Here is a 26,742-nt window from a genome sequence, read left to right on the forward strand (position 1 = left end):
CTGCGCCGGCATCATGACGCGCCATCTCCATCCGGCGCCGGCAGCTGCGGCAGCCGGGCGAGGCTGACGCCGGCAGCCTGGTGACGGAACATGCGTTCGAGCAGCTCGGCGGCTTGTCTCGCCGCATCCGCCGGCGCGAGCCCGCTTTGGCGGACATTGGAGATGCAGTTGCGCTCGGAATCGACGCGGCCGCGGCGTGGCATCCAGGTCAGATAGAGGCCGAGCGAGTCGGCGGCGCTCAGACCCGGGCGCTCGCCGATCAGGATGATCGAGGCCGACGCGCCGAACAGCTCGCCAACATGATCGGCGAGCGCGACGCGGCCCTGCGAAGCAACGATCACCGGCGACAGCCGTCGGCCGGTTGCAACCAGGCGCGGCATCAGCGCATCGAGCACGGGCAGGGCGTTGACCTGCACCGCGCGGCTGCTCAGGCCATCGGCGACCACCAGCACGATGTCGGCCGGCGCGCGCGGCTCCGACAGCAGCGCTTCCGACGTGGGCGAGAGCAGGCGGCCTGCGTCGGGGCGCTGCAGATAGGTCGCGCGATCGGCGGTGCGGCTGTGCACGGCAAGCGCCGGCCAGCCATGCGCGGTGACCTCGGCCGCAAAGCGCTCGGCATCGAATGGCTTCAGCACGGCATCGCGCGCTTCGGCATGGGCTGCCTGGAAGCCGAGATGTGCCGACGTCGGCAGGCCAGGACCGCAGCGTCCCAACGCGATCCGTGCCTCGGTGTAGCGTGACAGCCAGCGCCAATCGTCCGATGACGAAGTTGCCGGCGAGTTGCTCTCGTCGGAGCCGCTCATCACTTGGCCTCCAGCAGCGGCAGCGCCGGCATCAGCCGCGCCGGCTCGAAGCGCAGCTCGCCTTTGGCATCGCTGAGGCCGGTGGCCGCGAGCCAGGCCTCGAACTCCGGCGCCGCGCGCTTGCCAAGCACCTTGCGCACATAGAGCGCGTCATGGAACGAGGTGCTTTGATAGTTCAGCATGATGTCGTCAGCGCCCGGCACACCCATGATGTAGGTGCAGCCGGCGACGCCCAGCAGGGTCAGCAGCGCATCCATGTCGTCCTGGTCGGCTTCTGCGTGGTTGGTGTAGCAGACGTCGCAGCCCATCGGCAGCCCCAGCAGCTTGCCGCAGAAATGATCCTCCAGGCCCGCGCGCATGATCTGCTTCCCGTCGTAGAGATATTCCGGACCGATGAAGCCGACCACGGTGTTCACGAGCAGCGGCCGATAGCGCCGCGCGACCGCGTAGCAGCGAGCTTCCAAGGTCTGCTGGTCGACGCCGCAATGGCCGCCGGAGGAGAGCTCGCTGCCCTGTCCGGTCTCGAAATACATCACGTTGCCACCGACGGGACAGCGCTGCAGGCCTTCGGCCGCGGCGAGCGCCTCGTCGAGCAGCGACAGCGTGATGCCGAAGCCGCGATTGGCCTCCTCGCTGCCGGCCAGCGACTGGAACACGAGATCGACCGGCGCGCGGCGCTCGATCGCCTTCAGCGCGGTCGTAACATGGGCCAGCACGCAGGACTGGATCGGTGCATGCGAGGCAAGCCGCAAGGTCTCGATCAAGTCGAGCAGCCGTACCATCGTGTCGACGTCGTCGCTTGCCGGGTTGATGCCGATCGTTGCATCGCCGACCCCGTACATCAGCCCGTCGAGGATCGAGGCCGCGACGCCCTTGAGATCGTCGAGCGGGTGGTTGGGCTGCAGCCGCGTCGACATCCGGCCCGGCAGGCCGATGGTGCAGCGGAAGCGCGTCACGACCTCGCATTTCGCCGCGACCGTCACCAGGTCCTGCAGCCGCATGATCTTGCAGACCGCAGCAACCATCTCCGGCGTCAGCCCTGGCGATACGCCGCTGAGTGCATCTGCGTCGGCCGCATCCGATAGCAGCCATTCGCGGAAGTCGCCGACCGTGAGGCTTGCGACGGGGGCGAACGCCTTGCCGTCATGCTGGTCGACGATCAGCCGCGTGACCTCGTCGCTCTCGTAGGGAATGACGGCTTCGTTGAGGAAATGGCGCAGCGGCAGCTCGGCGAGCGCCATCCGTGCCGCGACGCGTTCGGCGGCATCCTGCGCGGCGAGGCCTGCCAGGACGTCGCCCGAGCGCAACGGCGTTGCCTTCGCAAGCAAGGTTCTGAGGTCGTCGAACCGATAGCGCGTGCCGCCCAGCGTGTGTGAAAAACCCATTGGTGCTCTCCTCAGCGGCTGCCGCGATCAGTCTCGGCGGCCCGGTCGATCACGGCGGATCGTCGGGACGGGAGAGCGGAAGAGGACGTCATATCGAGGACCTTTCTCAGCACCGCGCAGAGCGACATCATGCACGATATGTGTCCGCATCCGATGACCATTTTGCCGCGCGTCGCCGTCGATTTCGTGCGGGTTGCGTCGGCGGCGGCGTCGGCTAAGGTCGCGCGCCAAGCGACAACGCAACCCGAGAGGAACCTGACATGACGCGGATCCGCTGCGTCACCGAGATGGGCATGGGCGTCGACGTCCATGGCCGCGACGCCACCAAGGCCGCCAGGCGCGCGGTGTCGGACGCGATCCGCCATTCCAGCCTCGGCTTCTTCCGAATGGTCGGCAAGACGCCGCAGGACATGCTCGTCGACGTCACCATCGGCGTTCCCGATCCGGAGGCTGTCGACACCGCCGCGGTCGCCAAGGAGCTGCCCTATGGCACGGTGACCGTGACCGCCGTCAAAGGTGGGCTGGAGATTCCGGCCGAGGCCGGCAGCGACGCCATCATCATCGCCAACGCGGCGGTGCTGGTCCATCTCGACGACGGCAAGTGACGCTCTCGCGCAGGGGTCATGCGCGTGGCGTTCTGATATGAATGTCAAACAGCATGTCATCGCGATCCCGCGGCGCGTTGCGCGCCCGGGTGATGATCGTACGGTGTCCCTCTTTGAACAGAGGGCGCAGGGAAGGCCGGGTATCCGCTGATACCCGCGGCCCCCGTGCGTGAAGAAGTGCACGGGGCAGGAACCACAGGCTCAGCCGGACGATCCCGGCCTTCCCTGCGCAACGGTTTTCCGGCTTATACGCGCTCTCCTCGGGGACCGGGCTTTGTTGCCCCCGTCGCCTGCTGATCATCTCAGCCGGCTTGACCTCAGCATCGGGAGGCCAGGACCACACGATTTCGCCGGCGCATCCTGCCGTTCGTCCGCACGGCAACACCATGCTGCGGCAGAGCTGCGCCCATCGCATCCCGCCTCCACGTTCGTGACGATCGCGAAGCGCCCCTCATGGCGAGGCGGGATGGGCGCAGTGTTTCATAGATTCCGAAAAAGCGAAAGGGAAATCTGGCCTGCGTTTGACTGACACCGGCGAACGCATTGAGAGCGTTGCCGGAAAAAATCTCCGGCGTGAGTCCGCGAGAGGCTGATCCGATGTCGCGGCTGCGACTCGCCGCGCGAATCCACGCCCTTTGAGTCGCCCGACGGGCAAGTTCCGTTGCTCGGGAGATCGTTCCGGGCATGGCGACACGACAGTTGCGTCCGTCCTTCGAACGCCACGGAACGGCCCGTGCGCGCAGGGTCAGCTCGAAATGAGTTCGCCGGATCGCGCCGGTCCAGCTCGTCAGGGCAGGCGGATCTCGGTTTTGCCATCGGGCCCGATGAGCGTCAGAACACCGGACGCGCCCTCGCCATTGGCGAGATATCGATAGCTGTCGAGGGCATTTGCGTGGGGAATGCCGAGGAGTCCGGCAAGCTCCGACAATCGGTCTTCGGCGAACATGAATGGCTTGGCGGCGGACAACGCAACGACGCCTGCAGCAGCCAGCCGAAGTTCGGCGACGACCGTTCTGATGCAGGCTCGCGATCGGCGTGCCGGATGCAAGAATGCGTGATCCCCGCGGGAGAGCTTTTGCACCCACGAGGGTTGGACGCAATTCGGCTCGAATCGTCACGGAATTGGCGGGGTATGAGCAGATTCTGGAAATGCGCCGGCGTGACGGCATTGCTGTGCGTCGGCTTCATGTTCGTCAACAACACCGGCTTGCTGGTGTCGAAGACTGCTGGACAGGCGATCGTTCTGGCTCATCGCGGTTTGTCGCAGCAATTCGATCGCACCGGCCTGGCTTCTGACACCTGCACCGCGGCGCGCATGCTGCCGCCGACGCATGACTATCTCGAGAACACCATCGCCTCCATGCGCGCGAGCTTCCTGGCCGGCGCCGATATCGTGGAATTCGACGTGCACCCAACCACCGATGGCCAGTTCGCGGTGTTCCATGACTGGACGCTCGACTGTCGCACCGATGGCAAGGGCGTCACGCGCGAGCATGCGATGACGGCGTTGCGGCAGCTCGACATCGGTTATGGCTACACCGCCGATGGCGGCCGCACCTATCCATTCCGCGGCAAGGGCGTCGGCCTGATGCCGTCGCTGGACGACGTGCTCGCGACCTTTCCGGACAAGTCGTTCCTGATCAACGTCAAGAGCAACGATCCGGCGGAGGGCCGGCTGCTTGCCGCGGCACTTGCACCGATCGACGGTGCGCAACGCGGGCGGCTGATGGTGTATGGTGGCGATGCGCCGATCGCGGCGCTCGGGGCGGCGCAGCCGGAGCTGAAGGTGATGTCGCGCGGCATGCTGAAGAGCTGCCTGCTGCGATATATCGGATATGGCTGGACGGGGCTGGTGCCGTCCGCATGCCGGAACATGATGGTGCTGGTCCCGGTCAATGTCGCGCCGTGGCTCTGGGGCTGGCCAGACCGTTTCCTCGAGCGCATGGCACAAGGAGGAAGCAGCGTCTTCGTGGTCGGTGCCTATCATGGCGAGACATTCTCCACCGGACTGGATTCGCCGGACGACATCGCCCGGTTGCCCAAGAACTTCGCTGGGGGCGTGATGACGGACGAGATCGAAACGGTGGCGCCGCTCCTGAAGCGCGCTCCGCAAGGAGATCAATCGAGCCGGCCGTAACCGCGCAGCATGGGAAGGAGACCCGGGCGCGTCTGTGACGCGTCCGGGTCCGTTGTCGTCAGTGCAGGGTGGCGCCTCGCAGCGTCTCCTCCTGCGCCGCGATCCAGGCGATCACGGCCTCGGAGAAGCCGTCGACCCGCGTCCAGGGTCCGTAACCGACCCCGTGCTGGTACGACGCCACGTTGACCATGGTCCCGCGCGCCTTGGGCGACGGCACCGCATCGTGGCTCTGCTCGTCGGTGAAGACGATCAGGCGGTCTCCCTTGCGGTCGATCTCGCCGACCGCACGGCCGAGATAGGTCCCGGAATGCGGCTGCGACCCGAGGATCGCATCGCGCAGCGCAAAGCCACGGCGCGGCGGCACCTTCACGACCTTGTCGCTGAACGTGAAGATTTCCACCTCGTCGCAGACCTCGCGGGCGAGGATCGCGAGCCCGCACGCAGCCTCCGCGCGCGTCATCTCTGACTGCGCGGACAGCTTCGCGAACATCGATCCCGAGACGTCGATCAGGAGCCGCGTGCGACCTGGCAGCCGCGCGTAGCCCTTGATCGCGCCCAGCATCGCCTGCTCGAGCTCGGGCTCGAAGTCCGGCGCATGCCGCGCCGCCGTGATGAACCGATACGGCAGGATCCTGTCCGTCCGCATCGTCTCGATCGCGGCTGCGATGGTTGCCCGCGGCACCCCGACCTCTCGCATCAGGCGCAGGTTGCGCAACAGCGCCAGCGCTCCGAGCCGCTTCTCGGCGAGCAGCCGCTCGAAGCTTGCGCGCTTGTCCGCGCCCTTCGACAGCGCGACCTCCCAGGTGTCGGGCGAGGGCAGCTCGCTTGCGGCGAGCTGCTTCCACACCGCCTCCTGGGCGGCATCCCTGGGCTTGGCGTGCACCAGGAACAGGACGTCGCGGAGCCGCACCGGTCCTTCGCGGTCATACTTCGCGAGCTGATAGGCGTCGAACTTCGTGAACGCCTTCGCCAGCCCCTTCTTGACCTGCGCCGACACCGGCTGCCGCCTGCGCTGCTGCTGCGGACCCAGCGAGTCCGCCCAGTAGATCGCGAGCAGCTCGGTCATCTCGTCCGGCCGCTGGATGATGCGCGCCAGCGTCTCGGCGACCAGCGCACGGTGCTCCGGCAGCCGCGCCATCTCGCGGGCGACGAGCAGCGGCGCGTGCCGCAGCTTCATCTCCTCGCGCGCGCGCACCGCGAGCTGCGCCGCCTCGCGCGGCGCGACCTGCGGCACCAGCGCCTTGATGCGCTCGGCGACCGACACACCGTCCTCGTAGAACTGGTCCTCCCACAGCAGGCAGCTCAGCAGCGTACGCTGCAGTGCCTGCTCGGGCGCGAGCTGCCGGGACGGCGCACCCTCATGGGTGAAGGCGCGCAGGAACTTGTTGAGCCTGACCATGATGGCCTCCTCTCTGGGGTGATCTTGGTTGATGACGGGTGGAAGGGACGTCACGCGTGATCTCGTGCGGAGACCACGCGTCACAGATGACCACGCGCCGGGAACGGGCGAATGCTGAGCTCCGCTCCACCGGCGTGGAGCGGATAGTGCTCTGCCACTGAGCTACCGGCGCATGGAACGCCGGATGGGACTCGAACCCACGACCTCTCGATCCGCAATCGAAGTATCAGCACTCTTCACCACGGCGCGTGGAAGAAGGTGGCGCAGCAGACGTCTGCGCCGCAACGATCTGACCGCCTGTTCGAAGACGATCAGTTGAGATGGATCACGAGCCGGGAACAGGCGACGGCTGAGACCCGGTCGCTGATGGACCGGACAGCGCTCTGACCTCTGAGCTACCGGCATGGCGCCGGGCGGGAGTCGAACCCGCGACCTCTGGCGTGGAAGGCGAAGTAACAGTCGTCTTCACCACGGCTCGTGGATACGTTCGGCGGGGAAGGGGCGATGCTGTTGCTGCCCGCTTGGGCGCTCGGTTTCAACGAAGTAACAGACATCTTCACCACCGCCTTGGCCGCCCGGCGGTTGCCGGGCGACGATGGATGGCATGCTGGGGAACAGCCGATCACGGAGATACGACGATCGAAACGCAGGCTTGGCATCAGCCTCACCGCAACCCGCGACTCACCCATCTCGCTAGACGGATTCCACGGTACGATCGATCGAAGGCGGCGCGTGGCCGCATTGGCGCGAAGGACCCGCGATCTTCACCACCAGCAGCTCCCGGCCGCGAACGACCGGGAATTCAAATAGCTTGTCTGCGGCGCGCGTTGGCGCCGCATGTTGCGAGCTCCAAGGAAGCTCGCTCTGTCATCGGTGTCCGGCGTTGCCGCCTCGTTCCCTCCGACAGGCCCCGCGCGCTCGGGCACGCGCATCACCTGCGCGAGCCCCGGGATCCGGGTCTCCCGTTCCGGCTGACAGCCGGGACTTCCGTTGGTTTCGCCGTGCAGGCCGCTCGCGTGAGGGCAACAAAAAACCCTCCGGAGCGGCTGGCTCGGGAGGGTCCGTGTGATGCGGACTGTTGATCTTGCCTCAAGCAAGACCGCTCCCCCGAGCATGGCGTGCGCCATCCACCGGCATGACGCCGTTGGACGTGCGGATGAAGTGTTCGTAGCCGAAGGACATCGTCTCGCTCATGTTTGTCGCGGGCGCAGTCGCTCGCGAGGCCGCGGGACATACGCCGCTTTGTTGGGGCTGTCAACAGCGTGTCTTCGAACTTCTTTGCCGGCTGCGGCGGCCTTGATCTGCAACAACGCGCCGATGCGATGCCGGCGTATTGTCATCCTTGGCTCGATTGCAGCGGAAAATGCAGGCGTGTTTGCTATGAACCGGCGGACGGTATTGTTAGGAACGGGGAGCGCGATTGCTGCCGCCTCGCTCGGCGCGGCATCCTGGCGCGCGATCACGGGGACGATGCACGACTATGAGACGTATAGCGCCCGACTGCGCGCGCCGCTGTCGCCCGATATCACTTCGGTGATCCGCTACGCGACGCTTGCAGCCAACAGCCACAACACGCAGCCCTGGCGCTTTCGCGTAGCGCAGGATGCGATCGAGATCATGCCCGATCCGTCACGCCGCACGCCGGTGGTCGATCCGGACGACCATCATCTGTTCGTCAGCCTGGGCTGCGCGGCCGCCAATCTCGCGATCGCCGCGGATGCGAGCGGCCGTCCGGGCGAGCTCAGCAGCGACGGCCGGACGGTGCGGTACAGCTTCACGAACGGCACGGCGCATGACGACGCGCGGCTTGCGGCAATCGTCCGCAGACAGTCGACGCGCGCGGAGTATGACGGACGACCGGTGCCGTCAGGCGATCTCGCCGCACTGCAGGCCGCGTCAACCATGCCAGGCGTCGATCTCGCGATCATCACGGCTCCCACCGCGATCGCCGCCATCCGCGATCTCGTCGTCGCCGGCAATGATGCGCAGATGCGCGATGCGGCGTTCATGCGCGAACTGAAGAGCTGGCTGCGGTTCAATCCGCGCAGCGCGATCGAGACCGGCGACGGGCTGTTCGCGGCTGCTAGCGGCAACCCGTCATTGCCGACCGCGCTCGGTGGCCTCGCCTTCGATCGGCTCTTCAATGCAGCATCGGAGAACGACAAATACGCGCGGCAGATTCGCTCATCGGCCGGTGTCGCCGTATTCACCGCCGAGCAGGCCGATGCCTCGCATTGGATCAGGGCCGGGCAGGCGTGCCAGCGCTTCGCGCTCGAAGCAACGCGGCTGGGCCTGAAGCTCGCCTTTATCAACCAGCCGGTCGAAGTGGCCGCGTTGCGGCCAGAGCTGGCGCGCGTGGTCGGAACGACACGGCGGCCGGATCTCGTGCTGCGCTTCGGCTACGGGCCGGCGCTGCCCTTCTCGCCGCGGCGACGCGTTGCCGATGTGCTGAGTTCATGAGTCGTTCCTGTCAATCTTGACGGATTTGCGACTCGGTGCATTGCTTCGGCGCATGTTCGAGAACACCCGATTTGCACGCATGAGCGACGGGCATTATTGCCTGGTGCGCGATCTTGGCCTGGTCAAGGGCGGCAAGGGCATGCGCCATCATGAGGTGGTGGTCGATTTCAGCTATCGCGGCATGAAGGTGTTTGCCAAGCAGGGCGCGTCGTCGCTGATGCGCCGGGTCGCGGCGAAGCTCGCGCAGCATGACGCCACGTCGAAGCTGCCGGCGCTGCTGCGCGTGCGTCTGCGCGAGCCGCAGTAGCGTCAGCGCTTCCGCCGAAGCTTACCGCTCTGCGGCGTCGCGATCGGTCGTTTCGGGTCGTAGGGGCTGTTCGGATTGACGTCGAGCTCGACGTCGGTGACGCAGTATTGCGGCTGGCGGTGGCTGCGCCCCGAATGCCAGCGCCCCTGGCGCAGCTCGACCTCGCTGATGTCAGCGACATCGAAGCACTTCCATTGGCCGCCCGGCGGCAGGCCGCTGCTCGCGCCGCCCGCGAACTGGAACGCGAGCACGCGCTCGCGGCCGGCGGTGTGGCCGAGGATGATCGGGCAGATCGCGCGGGCGAAGCCGCCATACATGCACAGCACCTGCTGGCGTGTGATCATCGCCTGCATGATCAACTGGTAGGTCGGGCTCGGCATGCTGGCTTTCTGCACGATGCAGCAACATAAGACCGTCGGCCGCATGCGGTTCCGCATCGAACCTTGCAGCGGCGGCTCACGGGGTTAGATTGAGGCCTCAGCGACAAAGCGAGCAAGAGCCACGATGTCCGATCTCTCCAGCTTCCCGATCACCACGCGCTGGCCGGCGCAGCATCCCGACCGCATCCAGCTCTATTCGCTGCCGACGCCGAACGGGGTGAAGGTCTCGATCATGCTGGAGGAGACCGGCCTGGCCTACGAGCCGCACACGATCGATTTCGGCAAGGACGACCAGAAGACCCCGGAATTCCTCTCGCTCAATCCGAACGGCAAGATTCCCGCGATCATCGATCCCGACGGTCCCGGCGGCCAGCCGCTCGGCCTGTTCGAATCCGGCGCAATCCTGCAGTACCTTGCCGAGAAGACCGGACAATTCCTGCCGAACGATCCGGCGCGGCGCTGGCAGACGATCCAGTGGGTGCATTTCCAGATGGGCGGCATCGGTCCGATGTTCGGGCAGCTCGGCTTCTTCCACAAATTCGTCGGCCGCGAGTACGAGGACAAGCGGCCGTTGCAGCGCTATGTCGCGGAGAGCAGGCGGCTGCTCGGCGTACTCGACGACAGGCTCGATGGCCGGCAGTGGATCATGGACGCCGACTACACCATCGCCGACATCGCGACGCTCGGCTGGGTGCGCAACCTGATCGGCTTCTACGGCGCGCGCGAGCTCACTGCCTTCGATGAGCTCGCGCATGTTCCGGCCTGGCTCGAGCGCGGGCTGGCGCGGCCGGCGGTACAGCGCGGGCTGGAGATCCCGCAGCGGCCGTGATCGTCAGCGAGGCCGATTTCGAACGTTGCATGGCCGAGCTGCTGTCCGCGCCGGCCACGCCGGGCGACGCCGTGCTGCCGTCCGACAGCGTGATGTGGCGCGTGCATCGCGAGGCCGCGCTGTTTCTCGGCGCAGGCCGCGCGCTGCTGTTGCAGCTCGCCCATCCCTGGGTGGCGGCGGGCGTTGCCGAGCAGTCGAAGGTGTTCGCCGATCCGCTCGGCCGTTTCCACCGCACCTTCGGCATCGTCTACACCATGGTGTTCGGCACGCGCGCGCAGGCGGTTGCCGTGGCGCGGCGGTTGTATCGGCGTCACGCCGCGGTCGACGGCGTCATGCCTGAGACGGTCGGACCCTTCGCCGCCGGCTCGCACTATCGCGCCAACGACGTCGACGCGCTGCGCTGGGTCCATGCCACCCTGGTCGAGACTGCGATGATGTCCTACGGCCTGTTGTGTCCGCCGCTCGGCGATGACGAGCGCGAGCAATATTGGCGTGAGGCGATGCGCTTCGCCGGTCTGTTCGGGATTCCGCATGAGGTGCTGCCGCCGGACTGGGGGGGGTTCAAGGCCTATGCGGCCGACATGATGGAATCGGAGACGCTGACGGTCAGCACGGCCGCGCGCGACATCGCGCAGCGCATCTTCTCGGGCGAGGCGACCTGGATCGCACCGCCGCGCTGGTTCGCGGCGCTGACGGCCGAGATGTTGCCGGAGCGGCTGCGGCTCGCCTTCGCGCTGCCCTATGGCGAGCGCGAACGCCGCAGCGCCGCGCGAGCTCGAGTCTGGTTGCCGCGCGCCTATGCGGTGCTGCCGGAGAGATTGCGCACCGTCGGCCCTTATCAGGAGGCGATGGCGCGCATCGAGGGGACGACGTGTCCGCCGTTCACGCGGCTGCTCAACCGCGTCTGGATCGGACAGCCCAGCATGGCGAGCCCGTTCGAACAGCGCGCAGAACGTGCGCGGAGCGGGACGGTCTGAGCCCGGCGCGCTTGCGGCGCAGACGACGGATCATGGCCGTGGAGCGAGCTTGAGCGTGACGCCGCGAACCTCCTGCGGCGTCGGCGCGCGGCTGCCGCCGGGTTGGCTGATGCTGAGACGGATCGACAGCCGCCCGCCCTTGATCGCCTCCTTCGGCACCGGAAGCGCGTAGGTCCCGGCCTCCGCACCAGTGCGAAGGCCGAATGGCGAGATGGTCCCGAGCGGCATCCCAGACGCCGTCGTCACCGTCACCTCCTGGCCTCGCCCCAGTGCGCCCAGGCTGATCTCGACGACTGGAGCGTCGCTCGCATCCAATGGCCGCGGCAGGACCAGATCGATGGCTCTGAACGGCTCCGCCGCCAAGGACGAGGCCGGCCGCAGCACGGCACATAACAGCACGGCGCAGGCCCGCAGCGCGGCGCGCCTCCCGTTCATGGGCGCAGCGGTCCGACCGAGAGCGCTTTCAGCGTCGGCGCAGTGCCGACGCCGCCCGAGGGCACGACGCGGATGCTCAGGGGCTGGTTGGGCGCGGCCCGCAGGGCGGAGAAGGCCTCCCGCTCGGTCGGCAGCGGCACCGCGAAGGTCGCATCCATGGTCATGGCCATGCCCGGCATCATCGACCCGAAGAAGGCGATGGTGCCTGCATAATACGGGCTGTCAGCCGTGACCTTGGTGACGTTGGCGGGCGCGTTGACCAGGACGTCGAATTCGCGCACGGTCGAATAGCCGCTCGGGCGGGGCAGCGTGATCTGCGCCATCAGCGGCTGCGGCCGCGCTGCCGCCAGATGCGCGTCGAGCCTATCCCCGGGGATCCTCACCGTGCCCACATTGGCCTTGACCGAGCCCTGCTGCGGCTTGGCCTGCGGCGCCGAGGCGACCGCGGGCGGATTGACGATGTCCTCACCGAAGCCCGGCGCATAGTCGTAGTCGAAGCGATCGGTCGATATGTAGTCGCCCGCTTTGCTCGGTCCGACATAGCCGCCTTTGCCATCGGCGTAGAACAGGAACGGTTCGTCGGAGAACGTCTTCAGGTCGGCGCCCTGCGGCAGGTAGGGAAGCTTGAGCCGCTGCTGCTTGCGCGTCCAGACATCCCAGAGCCGGTCCAATGCTCATCTGAAATGAATCCTGGTTGGAAAGATCTCATGATGCGGTCCCACGATTGCAATCTCAAGTGGCAATTCCGTTTGGCGGCCGTATGATGCCACCTGAGAGGTTGCCGATGAACGCGCTGACGCTGCTGATCATCCGTCATGCCGAGAAGCCTGACGGCGACGCGACAGGTCCGGGCCTGACCTACGAGGGCAAGCCGGATTCGAAGTCGCTGGTCATCTTCGGCTGGGAGCGGGCAGGGGCCTGGACGGCGCTGTTCGGCAGCGGCTTGGGCGGCGCGTCCTATCCGACGCCGCAGGCGATCTACGCCGCCGATCCCGACAGCGCCGAGGACGGCTCCGACCCGAGCCGCCGGCCCTATGAGACGGTACTCGAATTGGCTGCGCGCGTCGGTCTCGCCAAGCCGGATACGTCGTTCGCGAAGGGAGAGGAGGCTGGGCTGGTCGAAGCCTTGCTGGCGCTGTCCGGCACCGCGCTGGTGGCGTGGGAGCACAAGGCAATCATCTCCGATATCCTGCCGCGTCTGCCGGTGAGCAACGCCGGGCAATTGCCGCCCCATTGGTCGGGCAAGCGGTTCGACGTCGTGCTGCGCTTCGATCGCGCCGCCGGCGAGGCAGATTTCAAGTTCACGGAATTGTACCCCTGCCTGATGCTAGGCGATTCCAACAAGCCGCTGCAGAGCGACCCGAAGGACGAGTGAGCCACTGAGCGCCTCGCCGGAGATATCCCCAGGCTAGAAGGGGCGGCGCGATGCTGCCGCCCGGATCATGGTACATCGATCCGTGGGACGCGCGATCGCGTGCGTCAGGTCTCCATGCAATGCCGCTTCCTTTCAAAAAGCCCCAGGCCATCCGCTCCTTCTTCAGCCATGCTGCCTTTCAGAAGGCGGAGCACCTGCAGCTTCGCGGAGGCGTTCTCGATCTCGAGATCAGCGAGGACGGCCGGGAGCTGGCGGCGTCGGTGCAGGGATCGCAATCCTGGCCGTACGAGGTCGAGATCGAGCTGGCCCGGGATAAGCACGGTCGTTTGGATGTCTCCGGGAGATGTACCTGCCCGATGCAGCACAACTGCAAGCACGTCGCGGCGGTGCTGCTGGAAGCGATCGAGCCGTCCCTCGAGGACGACGTGGACCTGAGGACACCGGCAAAGACGGCGAGGAAGGCGAGCCCGCTGGTGCTGCCGCCGGAGATCGCCGCCTGGCTGGACAAGATCGGCACGGTCAGCCGTGGCGACACCTATCCTCCCGAGGTGAGGCAGAGGTTGATCTATGGCGTGCAGCCCCATTCCGAGTCCGGAGGCGCTGCCTATCCGGTCGTCCGGCTGTGGTCGGTCCGGCTGCGCAAGGACGACAGCTTCGCCGACGTGTTCTCGAAAGTCGATCAAGTGCGGGGAGGCGCCGGGCGGGCGCCGGCATTCTACCGCGACAGCGATATCGACATCACAGCGCGGCTCGGACATCAAGTCTTTCTCGACGGAGCGTCGGCCTTCCGGATCGGCTCTGCCGCGCTGCTGAAGCGCATCGTCGAGACCGGGCGGGCGTATTGGCGCGATCATGCCGGGCCGCTGCTGCGCTGGGGCGACAAGCGCGATGGCCGCATCGAATGGCAGCCGGTCGGCCTGAAAGGCATCGGCGCAAGGCTCGTGGTCGACGGCGTGCTTGCTCTGCATGCCGAGCCGCCTGTCTATGCCGAGGAGACACGCGGCATCGTCGGGGAGGTCGATCCGGGGATCGAGCCGCGAACGGCGTACCAATTGCTGAGTGCGCCAACGCTGCCGAAGGCACTGATCGGCGAGGTCTCCCGACATCTCAGCCAGCGGCTGCCCTCGCTGGATAGCGCCCTTCTGCCGTCGCGGCCGACCGAGGTCGTCGAGATCGAGGCCAAGCCGACGCCCATCCTGCATCTGCGCCGCGGACCCTATCCGGGCTATGGCTTTCGCGGCGTCCACACCAGCGGGCTTCCACTCGGCGTGGTCCGCGCGGGCTTCCGTTACGGTCCGATCGAGATCGAGCCCGACAGCGGTGGCAACGAGGTGGAGGCGTTCCAAGACGGCCGGGTGCATCTCGTCACCCGCGCCAAGGCGGACGAACGAAAGTCGTCCAAACGGCTGAGCGAGCTCGGCCTGGTTCCACTCAGAAAGGTCCAGACCTACAGCTTCGGCGGTCACGCGGACGATCTGACCTTCGAGGACGAAGGCCGCTGGCTGCAATTCGTGCATCTCGAGCTCGATGCGTTGCGCGAGCAGGGGTTCGAGATCCGCATCGATGACGACTTTCCGTACCGGCTGGCGGAGTCCTCCGGTCTCGTCGACATGGAGATCGAGGGCTCCGGAATCGACTGGTTCGAGTTTGGCTTCAAGATCGACATCGATGGCCGGCCGCATGACTTGGCCGAGCTGCTGGCGCGGCTGCTCGCGCAGCCCGGCATTCTCGATGCGCTGTCCGAAGCCGATGCCGAAGCCAAGCACATGTATGTGCCGCTGCCCGACGGACGGCACCTGGCGCTGGCGGCCGGCCGCTTCCTGCCGGTTCTGCTGGCGCTGCAGACGATGCGGCTGAGCGGCGGCGGCTTGGATGCGTCGGGCAAGCTCAAGCTGTCTCGTGCGCAGCTCGTGCCGCTGCTGGCGCACGATCCGGGCGCATTCAAGGGCCCCGATGATCTGCGCCGGCTCGCGGATCTGGTGCGGCAGCATCGGCCGGATGAATTGAAGCTGCCGGCCGGCTTCACCGCCACGTTGCGCCCCTATCAGCGGCAGGGCGTCGCCTGGCTCGATCTCCTGCGGCAGGCCAACCTCGGCGGCGTGCTGGCCGATGACATGGGCCTCGGCAAGACCGTCCAGGTGCTGGCCCTGCTCGCGCTCGAGAAGGCGCGCGGCGCGCTGGCGAGGCCCGTGCTCATCGTCGCGCCGACCAGCCTGATGACGAACTGGTTCAACGAGGCAAGCAAGTTCGTTCCTGACCTGAAGGTCCTGGTGTTCCACGGCGCCGCTCGCAAGGAGCTGATCGCGCAGATTTCGGAGCACGACGTCGTGCTCACCACCTATCCGCTGATCGCGCGCGACCATGAGCTCATCCTGGGACGGGACTGGCACATGGCCATTCTCGACGAGGCGCAGACCATCAAGAATCCCAATGCCGCCACGACGCGCTGGCTCAATGCGATCAAGGCCAGCCACCGCTTCTGCCTGACGGGCACTCCGATGGAGAACCATCTCGGCGAGCTCTGGTCGATCATGAGCTTCGTCAACCCCGGCTATCTCGGCGACAAGACCGCGTTCACGCGCAACTGGCGCACGCCCATCGAGAAAGAAGGCAATGCGATGCGGGCGGCGGCGCTGACCCGCCGCGTCAAGCCGTTCCTGCTGCGGCGGACCAAGGAGGAGGTTGCGTCCGAGCTGCCGGCCAAGGTCGACATCGTGGAGACCGTCGCGATCGACGGCAAGCAGCGCGATCTCTATGATTCGATCCGCGCGGCGATGGCGAAGAAGGTGCGCAAAGCCCTTGACGAACGTGGTCTCGCGCGCAGCCACATCGTCGTGCTCGAAGCGCTGCTGCGGCTGCGCCAGGTCTGCTGCGACCCGCGGCTGGTGAAGCTCGACGACAAGGTCGAGCGCCCCTCGGCCAAGTTGGACCGGCTGATTGAGATGGTCGAGGAACTGCTCAGCGAGGGGCGCAAGATCATCATCTTCTCGCAGTTCACCTCGATGCTCTCCCTGATCGAGGAGCGTTTCGAGGCGGCTGACATCGCCTACGAGCTGCTCACGGGCGACACCCGCGATCGCAAGCGGCCGATCGAGGCGTTTCAGAGGGGAGACAGCCCGGTGTTCCTGATCAGCCTGAAGGCCGGCGGAGTCGGCCTCAACCTGACGGCAGCCGATACCGTCATCATCTACGATCCCTGGTGGAATCCTGCCGTCGAGGCGCAGGCGATCGACCGGGCGCATCGCATCGGCCAGGACAAGAAGGTCTTCGTCTATCGCCTGGTGACGGCCGGGACGATCGAGGAGAAGATCGGTGAGCTCAAGCTGCGCAAGCAGGCGCTGGCTGATTCACTGTTCGATCGCGAGGGCAATATCGGCAAGGCGCTGACGGAGGAGGATATCGCTGCTCTGCTGTCTTGATGTCGGGTGGAGATGCGTGGCGGCCAGCATCCGTCAACTTGAGTGCGGTCAAGCCAGCGCGATACGCTCGCGCGTCTCCTCGACCCAGGCATGGGCAGCGAACCATTCATGGTAGATGCGGCAGTGCGGGCAGTAGGCACGCGAGAAGAACACGGGCATGCGCTGAAAGCGCGCGGCGTCCATTTCCATCCCTGTCTCGATGCTGCGGCCGGTCTGCGGACAACGTACCATGATCTTGCCCATTCGCGGTCTCCTGTTCGTGGGCCAGATACGCCGGGGATGCGAAGAAAATGTAATGCTCAGCCGACAGTTTCGTGGCAAAGGTCGGAGTGAATTCCGACCGCGGAACGAGTGGCGTCCGCCGCATCAAAAGCGGGTGAATCGCACGGCAAAATGCACGGCCGATTGTCGCAACGTGGGACATCCGCCGCGGTCGGATACGATTGTTTGAGGACGCGTGGCATGAGCATCACGATCTACGGAATCAAGAACTGCGACACGATGAAGAAGGCGCGCGCCTGGCTCGACGATCACGGCGTCGCTTACCAATTCCACGACTACAAGACCGCCGGAATCGACAAGGCTAAACTCAAGGCATGGAGCGACGAGCTCGGCTGGGAGGTGCTGCTCAATCGCGCCGGCACGACGTTCAAGAAATTGCCCGACGCGGACAAGGACGGACTCACCGAGAGCAAGGCGATCGCGCTCATGCTGGCGCAGCCTTCGATGATCAAACGCCCGGTGCTCGATCTCGGCGGCCGCCGCGTGGTGGGCTTCAAGCCGGATCTCTATGCAAAGGACCTGAAGGCCGCGAAGTAGTTGGAGACGATCATCGCTGCGCCGTCTCGCGGGCCGCGCCCGCCGCCTTTGCAGCGCGCGCGTGCAGGAAAATGCTGGCGGTATGATTTTCTATGTCAGCGGGAAATCGCAGGTGATTTCAACGCAAGGTGCGTCGGCCGCCTTGCGACGCCGTTGCCCAGCTTTCCGCCTTGCCTAACTCCCTCGATTGACGGCATATTCCGGCGCGAAGCGGTCGCGGGTGGCGGCGAGGAATCGTCCAGTCGTCCGGCAGAGCCGCCGTACAGGAAGAAGCGAGGGCCAGGCGCTGAAGGCGCCGGCTTGGGGGGAATCTTTGGCTGACGAGTTCATTCTCGAGACCCACGGATTGACGAAGGAATTCGCGGGATTTTTTGCCGTTCGCGATGTTTCGCTCAAGATCCGCCGGGGCACCATTCATGCGCTGATTGGCCCGAACGGGGCCGGCAAGACGACGTGCTTCAACCTTCTGACCAAGTTCCTGCGGCCGTCGGCCGGCAAGATTCTCTATAAGGGTCAGGATATTACGGCGACGGCGCCGGCCGACGTGGCGCGTCTTGGCCTGGTCCGCTCGTTCCAGATCTCGGCGGTGTTTCCGCATATGACCGCGCTGGAGAACGTCCGCGTCGCCCTGCAGCGCCAGCATGGCTCGTCGTTCGATTTCTGGCGCTCCAAGAGCGTTCTGAACCGCTTCAACAACCGGGCGCTGGAGCTTCTCAACGACGTGGGCTTGAGCGAATTCGCCAACATTCCGGCGGTCGAGATGCCGTATGGGCGCAAGCGTGCGTTGGAGATCGCGACCACGCTGGCGCTCGATCCGGAGATGATGCTGCTGGACGAGCCGATGGCCGGCATGGGCCACGAGGACATCGACAAGATCGCCGCGCTGATCAAGCGCATCTCCGCCAAATACACGATCCTGATGGTCGAGCATAATCTCAGCGTCGTCGCCAACCTCTCCGACACCATCACCGTGCTGACGCGCGGCCAGGTGCTGACGGAAGGGCCGTATTCGGAGCTCGCCAAGGACGAGCGCGTCAAGGAAGCCTATCTGGGGGCCGGACATGCCTGAGGTGATGACGGCCAAGACGCCCACCGCTGGCGCTGTGACCAGCACCATTCTCGACGTCAAGAATCTCGAGAGCTGGTACGGCGAATCCCACATTCTCCACGGCATGAACTTCAACGTGAATGCCGGCGAGGTCGTCACCCTGCTCGGGCGCAACGGTGCCGGCAAGACCACGACCCTGAAGTCGATCATGGGAATCATCGGCAAGCGCACCGGCTCGGTCCAGTTCAACGGGCGCGAGCTGATCCGCATGACCTCCGACAAGATCGCGCGGCTCGGCATCGCGCTGTGTCCGGAGGAGCGCGGCATCTTCGCCAGCCTGGACGTGCGCGAGAACCTGCTGCTGCCGCCGGTGGTGCGGCCGGGCGGGCTCATGCTCGACCAGATCTTCGAGCTGTTCCCGAACCTGAAGGAGCGGCTGAAGAGCCAGGGCACCAAGCTGTCGGGCGGCGAGCAGCAGATGCTGGCGATCGCGCGCATTCTGCGCACCGGCGCCAGCTTCCTGATGCTGGACGAGCCGACCGAGGGTCTCGCGCCAGTCATCATCCAGCAGATCGGCCACACCATCGCGCGGCTGAAGAAGGAAGGCTTCACGATCCTCCTGGTCGAGCAGAACTTCCGTTTCGCCTCGACTGTCGCCGACCGCTACTACGTGGTCGAGCACGGCAAGGTCATCGACGGTTTCGCCAATGCCGATCTGTCGGCCAACATGGATAAGCTGCATACTTATCTCGGCGTCTGACCGGCGCCGGCGACGTTGACTTGGCGGTTTCCTCCCGCGGTCTTCTCTATGGTCTTCTCTACGGTCTTCTTGGCAGTTTTGTTGGAAAGTTCTGGAAGTTGGAAATGAAGAGCAAATTCATCGCGTCATTGCTGCTGGGAACGGCGCTCACTCTCGCCGCTGGCAGCGTCGCTTCGGCCGGCGACAAGACCGTCAAGATCGGCGCGCTGTCCGATCAGTCGGGCCTATATGCCGATCTCGGCGGTCCCGGCTCGACGCTCGCGGCGCAGATGGCGATCGAGGATTCCGGCCTCACCGCGAAGGGCTGGAAGATCGACGTCATCTCCGGCGATCACCAGAACAAGCCGGATATCGGCACCGCGATCGCGCGGCAGTGGTTCGACGTCGACAAGGTCGACGCCATCGTCGACGTGCCGAACTCGGGCGTGGCGCTCGCCGTCAACAACGTCGTCAAGGAAAAGAACGGCGTCTACATCAATTCGGGCGCTGCGACCTCGGATCTCACCAACGCGCAGTGCTCGCCCAACACGGTGCACTGGACCTACGACACCTACATGCTGGCGCACACCACCGGCCAGGCGCTGGTCAAGGCGGGCGGCTCGACCTGGTTCTTCCTGACGGCGGACTACGCCTTCGGCGCCGCGCTGGAGCGCGATACCACGGCGGTCGTCACCGCCAATGGCGGCAAGGTGATCGGCGGCGTCAAGCATCCGCTCAACACCTCCGACTTCTCGTCCTTCCTGCTGCAGGCCCAGTCGTCGAACGCCAAGGTCATCGGCCTCGCCAATGCCGGCGGCGATACCACCAATACGATCAAGCAGGCGGCCGAGTTCGGCATCAATAAGGGCGGCCAGAAGCTTGCCGCGCTGTTGCTGTTCCTGACCGACGTCAAGTCGATCGGGCTCGACATCGCGCAGGGCCTCAACTTCACCGAGACTTTCTACTGGGACATGAACGACCAGACCCGCGCCTTCTCCGAGCGGTTCGCCAAGCGGATGAAGAACGGCGCGCCGCCGACCATGGTCCAGGCCGGCGTCTATGCCGGTCTCGCGCATTACTTCAAGGCGCTGGACGCGCTGGGCGAGAACCCGCACGACGGCACCAAGATCGTCGACAAGATGAAGTCGATCCCGACCGAGGATACGCTGTTCGGCAAGGGCGAGATCCAGCCCAACGGCCGCACCATCCACACCGCCTATCTGTTCGAGGTCAAGAAGCCCTCGGAGTCCAAGGGCCCGTGGGATCTCTACAAGCTGGTCGGCTCGGTACCGGGCGACCAGGCCTTCACGCCGCTCGACAAGAGCGCGTGCGCCTTGTTGAAGAAATGAACCGCTGTGGCTCCGGCGGCTGACGTCGCCGGGGCCGCCATCTTCTGGGAAACGCCGAGAGAAAACAGAACAAGACGATGCAGGCCCTCTACGCACAGCTCCTGGTCGGACTGATCAACGGCTCGTTCTACGCGCTGCTCAGTCTCGGGCTTGCCGTCATCTTCGGCATGCTCAACATCATCAATTTCGCCCATGGCGCGCTCTACATGATGGGCGCGTTCTGCGCCTATTTCCTGCTCAACCTCGGCGGCATCAATTACTGGTGGGCGCTGCTGCTGGCGCCGATCATCGTCGGCGTCTTCGGCATGATCCTCGAGCGCACCATGCTGCAATGGATCGCCGGGCTCGACCATCTCTACGGACTGCTTCTGACGTTCGGACTGGCGCTGATCATCCAGGGCGTGTTCCAGAACTTCTTCGGCTCGTCCGGCCTGCCTTATGCGATCCCGGATCAGCTCCGTGGCGGCATGAATCTCGGCTTCATGTATCTGCCGGTCTATCGCGGCTGGGTCGTCATATTCTCCCTGGTCGTCTGTCTGGCGACCTGGTTCCTGATCGAGCGGACCCGGCTCGGCGCCTACCTGCGCGCCGCCACCGAGAATCCGACATTGGTGCGGGCGTTCGGCATCAACGTGCCGCGCATGATCACGCTGACCTACGGCCTCGGCGTCGGGCTCGCGGCCCTCGCCGGCGTGCTGTCGGCGCCGATCAACCAGGTGCGGCCCCTGATGGGCGAGCACATCATCATCGTGGTGTTCGCGGTGGTCGTGATCGGCGGCATGGGCTCGATCATGGGCTCGATCATCACCGGCTTCCTGCTCGGTGTGATCGAGGGACTGACCAAATATTTCTATCCCGAGGCTTCCAACACCGTGGTCTTCGTTCTGATGGTCCTGGTGCTGCTGGTGAAGCCGACGGGTCTGACCGGACGGGCGGCCTGACATGACATCCATCACCGACACGACCCTGCCGATCACCCCGCGCGCGATGCGCGACGAGATGATCGTGTTCGTCATCATGGCGGCGCTGCTGGCGATCGTACCGTGGACCGGGCTGTACCCGTTCTTCGTCATGCAGGCGCTGTGCTTCGCGCTGCTCGCCTGCGCCTTCAACCTCTTGATCGGCTATGGCGGCCTGCTGTCGTTCGGCCACGCGATGTTCCTGGGAACGGCCGGCTACTGCAGCGCCCACGCGCTGAAGGTGTGGGGGCTGCCGCCCGAGCTCGGCATCCTCACAGGCGTCGCCGGATCGTTCGTCCTGTCGGTGATCACCGGCTACATCTCGATCCGCCGCCAGGGCATCTATTTCGCGATGATCACGCTGGCGCTGTCGCAGCTGCTGTACTTCATCTATCTGCAGGCGCCGTTCACCCATGGCGAGGACGGCATCCAGGGCATTCCGCAGGGGCGGATGTTCGGCATCCTCGACCTGTCCAGGCCGACGGTGCTCTATTACGTCGTGCTGGTCGGCTTCCTCGCCGGTTTCCTGCTGATCTTCCGCACCATCAACTCGCCGTTCGGCGAAGTGCTGAAATCGATCCGTGAGAACGAGCAGCGGGCGATCTCGCTGGGTTACAAGACCGACCATTACAAGCTGCTCGCCTTCATTCTGTCCGGGACGCTGGCCGGCTTGGCTGGCGCGTTGAAGGTGTTCGTCGCCCAGAACGCCTCGCTGACCGACGTCGAGGTGGCGATGTCGGGGCAGATCGTGCTCATGACCCTGGTCGGAGGGCTCGGCACCGTATTCGGCCCCGTCGTCGGCGCGTTCGTGATCGTCGGCATGCAGCAATATCTGTCCGGCTTCGGCCAGTGGGTGACGGTGATCCAGGGCGTGATCTTCGTCGCCTGCGTGCTCACCTTCCGCCGCGGCGTGGTCGGCGAAATCGCCCATCTGTTCAAACGATCCCTTTAAGCCGTTGATCTGAAAAGAGATCGTCGAAAGGGCAGAAAGCGGTGGATGAACCGGCCACCGCTTCTGCTGGTGCGCGATCCGGAGTATGACAGTTCTGTGACGGGCCGGCCCTGGCCCGTTTCGGAATGGATGGATCTCGTCCCATGCTGCACTGGTTTCGCGCCGTCCTCCCGCGGGAGGAGCGGTTTTTCGATTTGTTCGCCCGCCACAACAAGGTGGTGATTCAGGGCGCCCATGCGCTGCAGGACATGTTGCAGGGCGGTGACGACATCCTCGCCCACTGCCAGCGCGTCAGCCAGTTCGAGAACGAGGCCGACAACATCACCCGCGAAGTGCTGACCGCGGTCCGCCGCACCTTCATCACCCCGTTCGACCGCGGCGACATCAAGAACCTGATCACCTCGATGGACGATGCCATCGACCAGATGCAGCAGACCGCCAAGGCCGTGGTGCTGTTCGAGGTCAAAGAGTTCGAGCCGACCATGCGCGAGATGGGCACCTTGCTGGTCGATTGCGCCAATCTGATCGGCCGCGCGCTGCCGTTGCTGCAGGCGATCGGCCAGAACGTGCCGATGATCACCGCGATCACCGAGGAGATGACCAAGCTCGAGGGCCGGGTCGACGACCTCCACGACATCGGGCTGAAGGAGCTGTTCCTCAAGCACCGCAAGGCCAATACTATGGACTTCATCGTCGGCGCCGAGATCTACGACCATCTGGAGAAGGTCGCCGACCGCTTCGACGACGTCGCCAACGAGATCAATTCGATCATGATCGAACAGGTCTAGGGTAGGGCCGCGCCGTGGACGCTCAACTCGGCCTTCCGATCCTGGTCGGCCTCATCGCCGTTGCGCTCGCCTTCGATTTCCTGAACGGCCTGCACGACGCCGCCAACTCGATCGCGACCATCGTTTCGACCCGCGTGCTCCGGCCGCAATATGCGGTGTTCTGGGCCGCATTCTTTAATTTCGTCGCGTTCGCGGTGTTCGGCCTCCACGTCGCGCAGACCATCGGTACAGGGATCATCGATCCCGCCATCGTCGACGCCCAGGTGATCTTCGCGGCCCTGGTCGGCGCCATCGTCTGGAACCTCGTCACCTGGGCGGCCGGCATTCCCTCGTCGAGCTCACACGCGCTGATCGGCGGCCTGGTCGGGGCAGGGGTCGCCAAGGCCGGCATCTCGGCCGCCGTCTGGAGCGGCCTGTCGAAGACCGTGCTCGCGATCGTGCTGTCGCCGCTGGTCGGGCTGGTGTTGGCGATGGTCCTGGTCGCGATCGTGTCCTGGGCCTCGGTGCGCTCGACGCCGTTCGCGGTCGACCGCGCCTTCCGCATCCTGCAATTCGCCTCGGCCTCGCTGTATTCGCTCGGCCATGGCGGCAACGACGCGCAGAAGACGATGGGCATCATCGCCGTGCTGCTGTATTCGCAGGGCCATCTCGGCAACGAGTTCACGGTGCCGTTCTGGGTCGTGCTGTCGTGCCAGGCGGCGATGGCGCTGGGCACCCTGATGGGCGGCTGGCGCATCGTCCGCACCATGGGCCTGCGCATCACCAAGCTGAACCCGATGCAGGGTTTCTGCGCCGAGACCGGCGGCGCGATCACGCTGTTCCTGGCGACCTTCCTCGGCGTGCCCGTCTCGACCACCCACACCATCACCGGGGCCATCGTCGGCGTCGGCGCCGCCCGCCGTGCCTCCGCGGTGCGCTGGAACGTGGCCGGATCGATCGTCTATGCCTGGGTCTTCACGATTCCGGCCTCGGCGATCGTCGCGGCGCTGACGTTCTGGCTGGTGTCGGTGCTCCGGCACTGATCCGGATCGGCCCGGCCGGGCTCAACTCGCCGGTTGGAGTTGCGGTGCAAAACGCCTATATGGAGGGCGCGCGGCGGCCGAGATCCCGCGCCTTTCCCGTAAATCGCCCGCTCTCTGGCCTGAAACGACGCCTGCCGCCTCATGTCCGATACTGCCGTCACGACCGAACAGCCCGCCCGCACCGCCTTGTCCGACGAGGTGGCGCGCCGGCGCACCTTTGCCATCATCTCGCATCCGGACGCCGGCAAGACGACGCTGACGGAAAAGTTGCTGCTGTTCGGTGGCGCCATCAATCTCGCGGGCCAGGTCAAGGCCAAGGGCGAGCGCCGCAACACCCGCTCGGACTGGATGAAGATCGAGCGCGAGCGCGGCATCTCCGTCGTCACCTCGGTCATGACCTTCGAGTTCGAGGGGCTGGTCTTCAACCTCCTGGACACGCCGGGCCACGAGGACTTTTCCGAGGACACCTACCGCACGCTGACCGCGGTCGACTCCGCGGTGATGGTGATCGACGCCGCCAAGGGCATCGAGGCGCGCACGCGAAAACTGTTCGAGGTCTGCCGCCTGCGCGACATCCCGATCATCACCTTCATCAACAAGATGGACCGCGAGAGCCGCGACACCTTCGATCTGCTGGACGAGATCGAGAAGACGCTGGCGCTCGACACCACGCCGATGACCTGGCCCGTGGGCCGCGGCCGCGACTTCATCGGCACCTATGACATCCGCGACGGCGGCGTGCGCCTGCTCGAAGGCGGCGGTGCCAAGACCGGCGCCGCGCAGCAGATCGCGATTTCGGAGCTCGGCAAGTTCAACGCCAATCTCGACATGAGCCAGATCACCGACGAGCTCGAGCTGGTCAAGGAAGCTTGCAAGCCGTTCGACCTGGAGGCATTCCGCGAGGGCCATCTGACCCCGGTCTATTTCGGCAGCGCCTTGCGCAATTTCGGCGTCGGCGACCTCCTGGAGGGCCTCGGCCGCTACGCGCCGTCGCCGCGCGCGCAGGAGTCGAACCTGCGCAAGGTCGATGCCGCCGAGCCGCGCATGAGCGCGTTCGTGTTCAAGATCCAGGCGAACATGGACCCGAACCACCGCGACCGCATCGCGTTCGCGCGGCTGTGCTCGGGCAAGCTCAACCGCGGCATGAAGGCGAAGCTGGTACGCACCGGCAAGACCATGCCGCTGTCGAGCCCGCAATTCTTCTTCGCCCAGGACCGCTCGGTCGCGGACGAAGCCTTTGCGGGTGACGTCGTCGGCATTCCCAACCATGGCTCGCTTCGCATCGGCGACACCCTGACCGAGGGCGAGGACCTGACCTTCGTCGGCGTGCCGAGCTTCGCGCCGGAAATCGTCCGTCGCGTCCGCCTCACCGACGCGATGAAGGCGAAGAAGCTGAAGGAAGCCTTGCAGCAGATGTCGGAGGAGGGCGTCGTGCAGGTGTTCCGTCCGCGCGACGGCGCGCCGGCGCTGGTCGGCGTGGTCGGCCCGCTGCAGCTCGACGTGCTCAAGGCGCGGCTCGATGCCGAGTATTCGCTGCCCGTCGAATTCGAGATCTCCGAGTTCTCGCTGGCACGCTGGATCTCCTGCGACGACAAGAAGAAGCTGGAGGCGTTCATCGCGTCCAACAATTCCGGCGTCGCCGACGACGTCGACGGCGATCCGGTGTTCCTGGCCAAGAACGAGTTCTATCTCGGCTACACCAAGGAGCGCGCCGAAGGCATCGTGTTCTCCAACGTCAAGGACGTGAAGAAGAAGGCGTAGCCGCCCGACACTCTCTCGTCATTCCGGGGCATCGCGCAGCGATGAGTCCGCAATCCATTTCGCCTCTTGTTCCGCCGCCCGATGGAATCTCGGCTCGCCCTGCGGGCGCCAGGAATGACGAAAAGACATGCGCTCCCTCACCGCGAGCCTCGCCGTTGCTGTGGGATGATACCCGGTAACGCCGCGCGCTTTTCGTCAGGTCATCGGCGCGCTAGTCTTCCTCTCATCAACAGGCGAGGGAGATGGACATGCCGGCGGGATCGATTGGCCGTCTTATGCGGCGGCAGATGATTGCACTGTTCGCTGTGTGTGGACTTGCGTCGGCGACGATCGCAACGGCTGATGCGGCCGAGGTCGTCGCGCTCGGCGCCAGCAACACCTACGGCAAGGGCGTCAATCGCGGCGAGGACTTTCCGGCCCAGCTCGAGGCCATGCTCCACGGCAAGGGCGTTCGGGTCAGCGTCGCCAACGCCGGCATCAACGGTGATACCACCGCCGGGATGCTGTCCCGCTTCGACAGCGCGGTCGATGGATCAACCCGCGTGCTGGTGCTGCAGCCCGGCGGCAACGACGCCCGCAAAGGGGTCGGCGACCAGCGCGCCAGCGGCATCAGCGCCATGTTGGCCAAGGCCGCGCAGCGCCGGATCAAGGTCGTGATGGTCGAGAACGGCATGTTCCGTGGCCTGCCGCATCAGGTCGATGGCCAGCACCTCACGCCGGACGGCTATCGCATGCTGGCCGCAGCCCTGTTGCCGCGGGTGTTGAGCGGCTTGCGGAAGTAGCTCGCCGCGAGG

General features: G+C 65.7%; 27 protein-coding genes and 2 tRNA genes. 19 read left to right on the forward strand and 10 right to left on the reverse strand.

The genetic code is table 11. The annotated features are described in order from the left end of the window. Positions 1-11 precede the first annotated feature (11 nt). Both eutC and QX070_RS22665 read right to left on the reverse strand, forming a co-directional pair. Entirely contained in the window at positions 12-803 is a 792-nt protein-coding gene (gene eutC, locus QX070_RS22660; RefSeq protein ID WP_315739318.1) for an ethanolamine ammonia-lyase subunit EutC, read from the reverse strand. After that, complete coding sequence (locus tag QX070_RS22665; RefSeq protein WP_315739319.1) at positions 803-2,188, reverse strand: ethanolamine ammonia-lyase subunit EutB; 1,386 nt, start codon at positions 2,186-2,188, stop codon at positions 803-805. The genes eutC and QX070_RS22665 overlap by 1 nt, the downstream gene beginning before the upstream one ends. Before the next feature lie 260 nt (positions 2,189-2,448). Here QX070_RS22665 and QX070_RS22670 point away from each other — a divergent pair, with 260 nt between their 5' ends. Continuing rightward, complete coding sequence (locus tag QX070_RS22670) at positions 2,449-2,793, forward strand: Lin0512 family protein (RefSeq protein ID WP_315739320.1); 345 nt, start codon at positions 2,449-2,451, stop codon at positions 2,791-2,793. Positions 2,794-3,580: 787 nt separating this feature from the next. Here QX070_RS22670 and QX070_RS22675 read toward each other — a convergent pair. Further along, the gene (locus tag QX070_RS22675) at positions 3,581-3,760 is read right to left on the reverse strand and encodes a hypothetical protein (RefSeq protein WP_315739321.1); all 180 of its coding nucleotides are present in this window, start codon (positions 3,758-3,760) and stop codon (positions 3,581-3,583) included. A 165-nt stretch (positions 3,761-3,925) separates the two neighbouring features. Here QX070_RS22675 and QX070_RS22680 point away from each other — a divergent pair, with 165 nt between their 5' ends. Beyond that, positions 3,926-4,930, forward strand: a complete 1,005-nt coding sequence (locus tag QX070_RS22680; protein WP_315739322.1) for a glycerophosphodiester phosphodiesterase family protein — start codon at positions 3,926-3,928, stop codon at positions 4,928-4,930. 58 nt (positions 4,931-4,988) lie between these two features. Here the strand turns inward: QX070_RS22680 and QX070_RS22685 are convergent, their stop codons facing one another. From QX070_RS22685 to QX070_RS22695, 3 genes are all read right to left on the reverse strand, one after another. Continuing rightward, positions 4,989-6,329, reverse strand: coding sequence for a TROVE domain-containing protein (locus QX070_RS22685; RefSeq protein ID WP_315739323.1), 1,341 nt, complete (start codon positions 6,327-6,329; stop codon positions 4,989-4,991). Between the two features lie 93 nt (positions 6,330-6,422). Then, positions 6,423-6,501 (reverse strand) — tRNA-Trp (locus QX070_RS22690). A 1-nt stretch (position 6,502) separates the two neighbouring features. Next, positions 6,503-6,577, reverse strand: a tRNA-OTHER gene (locus tag QX070_RS22695). Between the two features lie 256 nt (positions 6,578-6,833). On the opposite strand from QX070_RS22695, the gene QX070_RS22700 reads away from it, so the two are divergent. From QX070_RS22700 to QX070_RS22710, 3 genes are all read left to right on the forward strand, one after another. Next, the gene (locus QX070_RS22700; RefSeq protein ID WP_315739324.1) at positions 6,834-7,139 is read left to right on the forward strand and encodes a hypothetical protein; all 306 of its coding nucleotides are present in this window, start codon (positions 6,834-6,836) and stop codon (positions 7,137-7,139) included. A 570-nt stretch (positions 7,140-7,709) separates the two neighbouring features. Then, a complete protein-coding gene (locus QX070_RS22705) occupies positions 7,710-8,789 on the forward strand; it encodes an Acg family FMN-binding oxidoreductase (protein WP_315739325.1) in 1,080 nt (359 codons plus the stop codon). 79 nt (positions 8,790-8,868) lie between these two features. Then, entirely contained in the window at positions 8,869-9,096 is a 228-nt protein-coding gene (locus tag QX070_RS22710) for a hypothetical protein (RefSeq protein WP_315739326.1), read from the forward strand. A 2-nt stretch (positions 9,097-9,098) separates the two neighbouring features. Here QX070_RS22710 and QX070_RS22715 read toward each other — a convergent pair whose 3' ends face one another. Continuing rightward, the gene (locus QX070_RS22715) at positions 9,099-9,476 is read right to left on the reverse strand and encodes a hypothetical protein (RefSeq protein WP_315739327.1); all 378 of its coding nucleotides are present in this window, start codon (positions 9,474-9,476) and stop codon (positions 9,099-9,101) included. 124 nt (positions 9,477-9,600) lie between these two features. Here QX070_RS22715 and QX070_RS22720 point away from each other — a divergent pair, with 124 nt between their 5' ends. Both QX070_RS22720 and QX070_RS22725 read left to right on the forward strand, forming a co-directional pair. Next, positions 9,601-10,305, forward strand: coding sequence for a glutathione S-transferase N-terminal domain-containing protein (locus tag QX070_RS22720; RefSeq protein ID WP_315739328.1), 705 nt, complete (start codon positions 9,601-9,603; stop codon positions 10,303-10,305). Continuing rightward, entirely contained in the window at positions 10,302-11,282 is a 981-nt protein-coding gene (locus tag QX070_RS22725) for an oxygenase MpaB family protein (protein WP_315739329.1), read from the forward strand. Before QX070_RS22720 ends, QX070_RS22725 begins: the two co-directional genes overlap by 4 nt. Positions 11,283-11,312: 30 nt before the next feature. Here the strand turns inward: QX070_RS22725 and QX070_RS22730 are convergent, their stop codons facing one another. Together QX070_RS22730 and QX070_RS22735 are read right to left on the reverse strand one after the other, a co-directional pair. After that, the gene (locus QX070_RS22730; RefSeq protein ID WP_315739330.1) at positions 11,313-11,717 is read right to left on the reverse strand and encodes a hypothetical protein; all 405 of its coding nucleotides are present in this window, start codon (positions 11,715-11,717) and stop codon (positions 11,313-11,315) included. After that, a complete protein-coding gene (locus QX070_RS22735; RefSeq protein ID WP_315739331.1) occupies positions 11,714-12,388 on the reverse strand; it encodes a hypothetical protein in 675 nt (224 codons plus the stop codon). The genes QX070_RS22730 and QX070_RS22735 overlap by 4 nt, the downstream gene beginning before the upstream one ends. 113 nt (positions 12,389-12,501) lie before the next feature. Between QX070_RS22735 and QX070_RS22740 the strand changes: the two genes are divergently transcribed. Continuing rightward, positions 12,502-13,092, forward strand: a complete 591-nt coding sequence (locus QX070_RS22740) for a histidine phosphatase family protein (RefSeq protein WP_315739332.1) — start codon at positions 12,502-12,504, stop codon at positions 13,090-13,092. Positions 13,093-13,211: 119 nt separating this feature from the next. Beyond that, positions 13,212-16,511, forward strand: coding sequence for a DEAD/DEAH box helicase (locus tag QX070_RS22745; protein WP_315739333.1), 3,300 nt, complete (start codon positions 13,212-13,214; stop codon positions 16,509-16,511). Between the two features lie 48 nt (positions 16,512-16,559). Here the strand turns inward: QX070_RS22745 and QX070_RS22750 are convergent, their stop codons facing one another. Further along, on the reverse strand, positions 16,560-16,754 hold the full coding sequence (locus QX070_RS22750) for a hypothetical protein (RefSeq protein WP_315712501.1): 195 nt from the start codon (positions 16,752-16,754) through the stop codon (positions 16,560-16,562). Positions 16,755-16,973: 219 nt separating this feature from the next. Here QX070_RS22750 and QX070_RS22755 point away from each other — a divergent pair, with 219 nt between their 5' ends. The 10 genes from QX070_RS22755 (at position 16,974) to QX070_RS22800 (ending at position 26,730) form a co-directional block, all read left to right on the forward strand. Continuing rightward, positions 16,974-17,330: an ArsC family reductase gene (locus tag QX070_RS22755; protein ID WP_315739334.1), complete on the forward strand. Its 357-nt coding sequence runs from the start codon at positions 16,974-16,976 to the stop codon at positions 17,328-17,330. Between the two features lie 313 nt (positions 17,331-17,643). After that, positions 17,644-18,399 (forward strand): ABC transporter ATP-binding protein, encoded by a 756-nt coding sequence (locus QX070_RS22760; protein ID WP_315739336.1) that lies wholly within the window; start codon positions 17,644-17,646, stop codon positions 18,397-18,399. After that, positions 18,392-19,138, forward strand: a complete 747-nt coding sequence (locus QX070_RS22765; RefSeq protein WP_315739337.1) for an ABC transporter ATP-binding protein — start codon at positions 18,392-18,394, stop codon at positions 19,136-19,138. Before QX070_RS22760 ends, QX070_RS22765 begins: the two co-directional genes overlap by 8 nt. 104 nt (positions 19,139-19,242) lie before the next feature. Then, positions 19,243-20,466 carry an ABC transporter substrate-binding protein gene (locus QX070_RS22770; protein WP_315739339.1) on the forward strand — a complete coding sequence of 408 codons (1,224 nt, stop codon included), beginning with the start codon at positions 19,243-19,245 and terminating at the stop codon, positions 20,464-20,466. 77 nt (positions 20,467-20,543) lie between these two features. Continuing rightward, the gene (locus QX070_RS22775) at positions 20,544-21,407 is read left to right on the forward strand and encodes a branched-chain amino acid ABC transporter permease (protein ID WP_315739340.1); all 864 of its coding nucleotides are present in this window, start codon (positions 20,544-20,546) and stop codon (positions 21,405-21,407) included. Between the two features lies 1 nt (position 21,408). Then, positions 21,409-22,377 (forward strand): branched-chain amino acid ABC transporter permease, encoded by a 969-nt coding sequence (locus QX070_RS22780; RefSeq protein WP_315739341.1) that lies wholly within the window; start codon positions 21,409-21,411, stop codon positions 22,375-22,377. 143 nt (positions 22,378-22,520) lie between these two features. Then, positions 22,521-23,165: a DUF47 domain-containing protein gene (locus tag QX070_RS22785; RefSeq protein ID WP_315739342.1), complete on the forward strand. Its 645-nt coding sequence runs from the start codon at positions 22,521-22,523 to the stop codon at positions 23,163-23,165. 14 nt (positions 23,166-23,179) lie between these two features. Beyond that, complete coding sequence (locus tag QX070_RS22790) at positions 23,180-24,187, forward strand: anion permease (RefSeq protein ID WP_315739343.1); 1,008 nt, start codon at positions 23,180-23,182, stop codon at positions 24,185-24,187. 141 nt (positions 24,188-24,328) lie between these two features. Continuing rightward, positions 24,329-25,948 (forward strand): peptide chain release factor 3, encoded by a 1,620-nt coding sequence (locus tag QX070_RS22795; RefSeq protein ID WP_315739344.1) that lies wholly within the window; start codon positions 24,329-24,331, stop codon positions 25,946-25,948. A gap of 248 nt (positions 25,949-26,196) precedes the next feature. Beyond that, positions 26,197-26,730, forward strand: a complete 534-nt coding sequence (locus QX070_RS22800; RefSeq protein WP_315739346.1) for a GDSL-type esterase/lipase family protein — start codon at positions 26,197-26,199, stop codon at positions 26,728-26,730. Positions 26,731-26,742 lie beyond the last annotated feature (12 nt).

This window comes from Bradyrhizobium sp. SZCCHNR1093 (assembly GCF_032381175.1).
Taxonomy (GTDB): Bacteria; Pseudomonadota; Alphaproteobacteria; order Rhizobiales; family Xanthobacteraceae; genus Bradyrhizobium.

Coding starts and splice junctions, on each gene's coding strand:
- eutC (WP_315739318.1), bottom strand. CDS start 803: ATGAGCGGCTCCGACGAGAGCAACTCGCCGGCAACTTCGTCATCGGAC.
- QX070_RS22665 (WP_315739319.1), bottom strand. CDS start 2,188: ATGGGTTTTTCACACACGCTGGGCGGCACGCGCTATCGGTTCGACGAC.
- QX070_RS22670 (WP_315739320.1), top strand. CDS start 2,449: ATGACGCGGATCCGCTGCGTCACCGAGATGGGCATGGGCGTCGACGTC.
- QX070_RS22680 (WP_315739322.1), top strand. CDS start 3,926: ATGAGCAGATTCTGGAAATGCGCCGGCGTGACGGCATTGCTGTGCGTC.
- QX070_RS22685 (WP_315739323.1), bottom strand. CDS start 6,329: ATGGTCAGGCTCAACAAGTTCCTGCGCGCCTTCACCCATGAGGGTGCG.
- QX070_RS22700 (WP_315739324.1), top strand. CDS start 6,834: ATGCTGTTGCTGCCCGCTTGGGCGCTCGGTTTCAACGAAGTAACAGAC.
- QX070_RS22705 (WP_315739325.1), top strand. CDS start 7,710: ATGAACCGGCGGACGGTATTGTTAGGAACGGGGAGCGCGATTGCTGCC.
- QX070_RS22710 (WP_315739326.1), top strand. CDS start 8,869: ATGAGCGACGGGCATTATTGCCTGGTGCGCGATCTTGGCCTGGTCAAG.
- QX070_RS22715 (WP_315739327.1), bottom strand. CDS start 9,476: ATGCCGAGCCCGACCTACCAGTTGATCATGCAGGCGATGATCACACGC.
- QX070_RS22720 (WP_315739328.1), top strand. CDS start 9,601: ATGTCCGATCTCTCCAGCTTCCCGATCACCACGCGCTGGCCGGCGCAG.
- QX070_RS22730 (WP_315739330.1), bottom strand. CDS start 11,717: ATGAACGGGAGGCGCGCCGCGCTGCGGGCCTGCGCCGTGCTGTTATGT.
- QX070_RS22740 (WP_315739332.1), top strand. CDS start 12,502: ATGAACGCGCTGACGCTGCTGATCATCCGTCATGCCGAGAAGCCTGAC.
- QX070_RS22745 (WP_315739333.1), top strand. CDS start 13,212: ATGCCGCTTCCTTTCAAAAAGCCCCAGGCCATCCGCTCCTTCTTCAGC.
- QX070_RS22750 (WP_315712501.1), bottom strand. CDS start 16,754: ATGGGCAAGATCATGGTACGTTGTCCGCAGACCGGCCGCAGCATCGAG.
- QX070_RS22755 (WP_315739334.1), top strand. CDS start 16,974: ATGAGCATCACGATCTACGGAATCAAGAACTGCGACACGATGAAGAAG.
- QX070_RS22765 (WP_315739337.1), top strand. CDS start 18,392: ATGCCTGAGGTGATGACGGCCAAGACGCCCACCGCTGGCGCTGTGACC.
- QX070_RS22770 (WP_315739339.1), top strand. CDS start 19,243: ATGAAGAGCAAATTCATCGCGTCATTGCTGCTGGGAACGGCGCTCACT.
- QX070_RS22775 (WP_315739340.1), top strand. CDS start 20,544: ATGCAGGCCCTCTACGCACAGCTCCTGGTCGGACTGATCAACGGCTCG.
- QX070_RS22780 (WP_315739341.1), top strand. CDS start 21,409: ATGACATCCATCACCGACACGACCCTGCCGATCACCCCGCGCGCGATG.
- QX070_RS22785 (WP_315739342.1), top strand. CDS start 22,521: ATGCTGCACTGGTTTCGCGCCGTCCTCCCGCGGGAGGAGCGGTTTTTC.
- QX070_RS22795 (WP_315739344.1), top strand. CDS start 24,329: ATGTCCGATACTGCCGTCACGACCGAACAGCCCGCCCGCACCGCCTTG.
- QX070_RS22800 (WP_315739346.1), top strand. CDS start 26,197: ATGCCGGCGGGATCGATTGGCCGTCTTATGCGGCGGCAGATGATTGCA.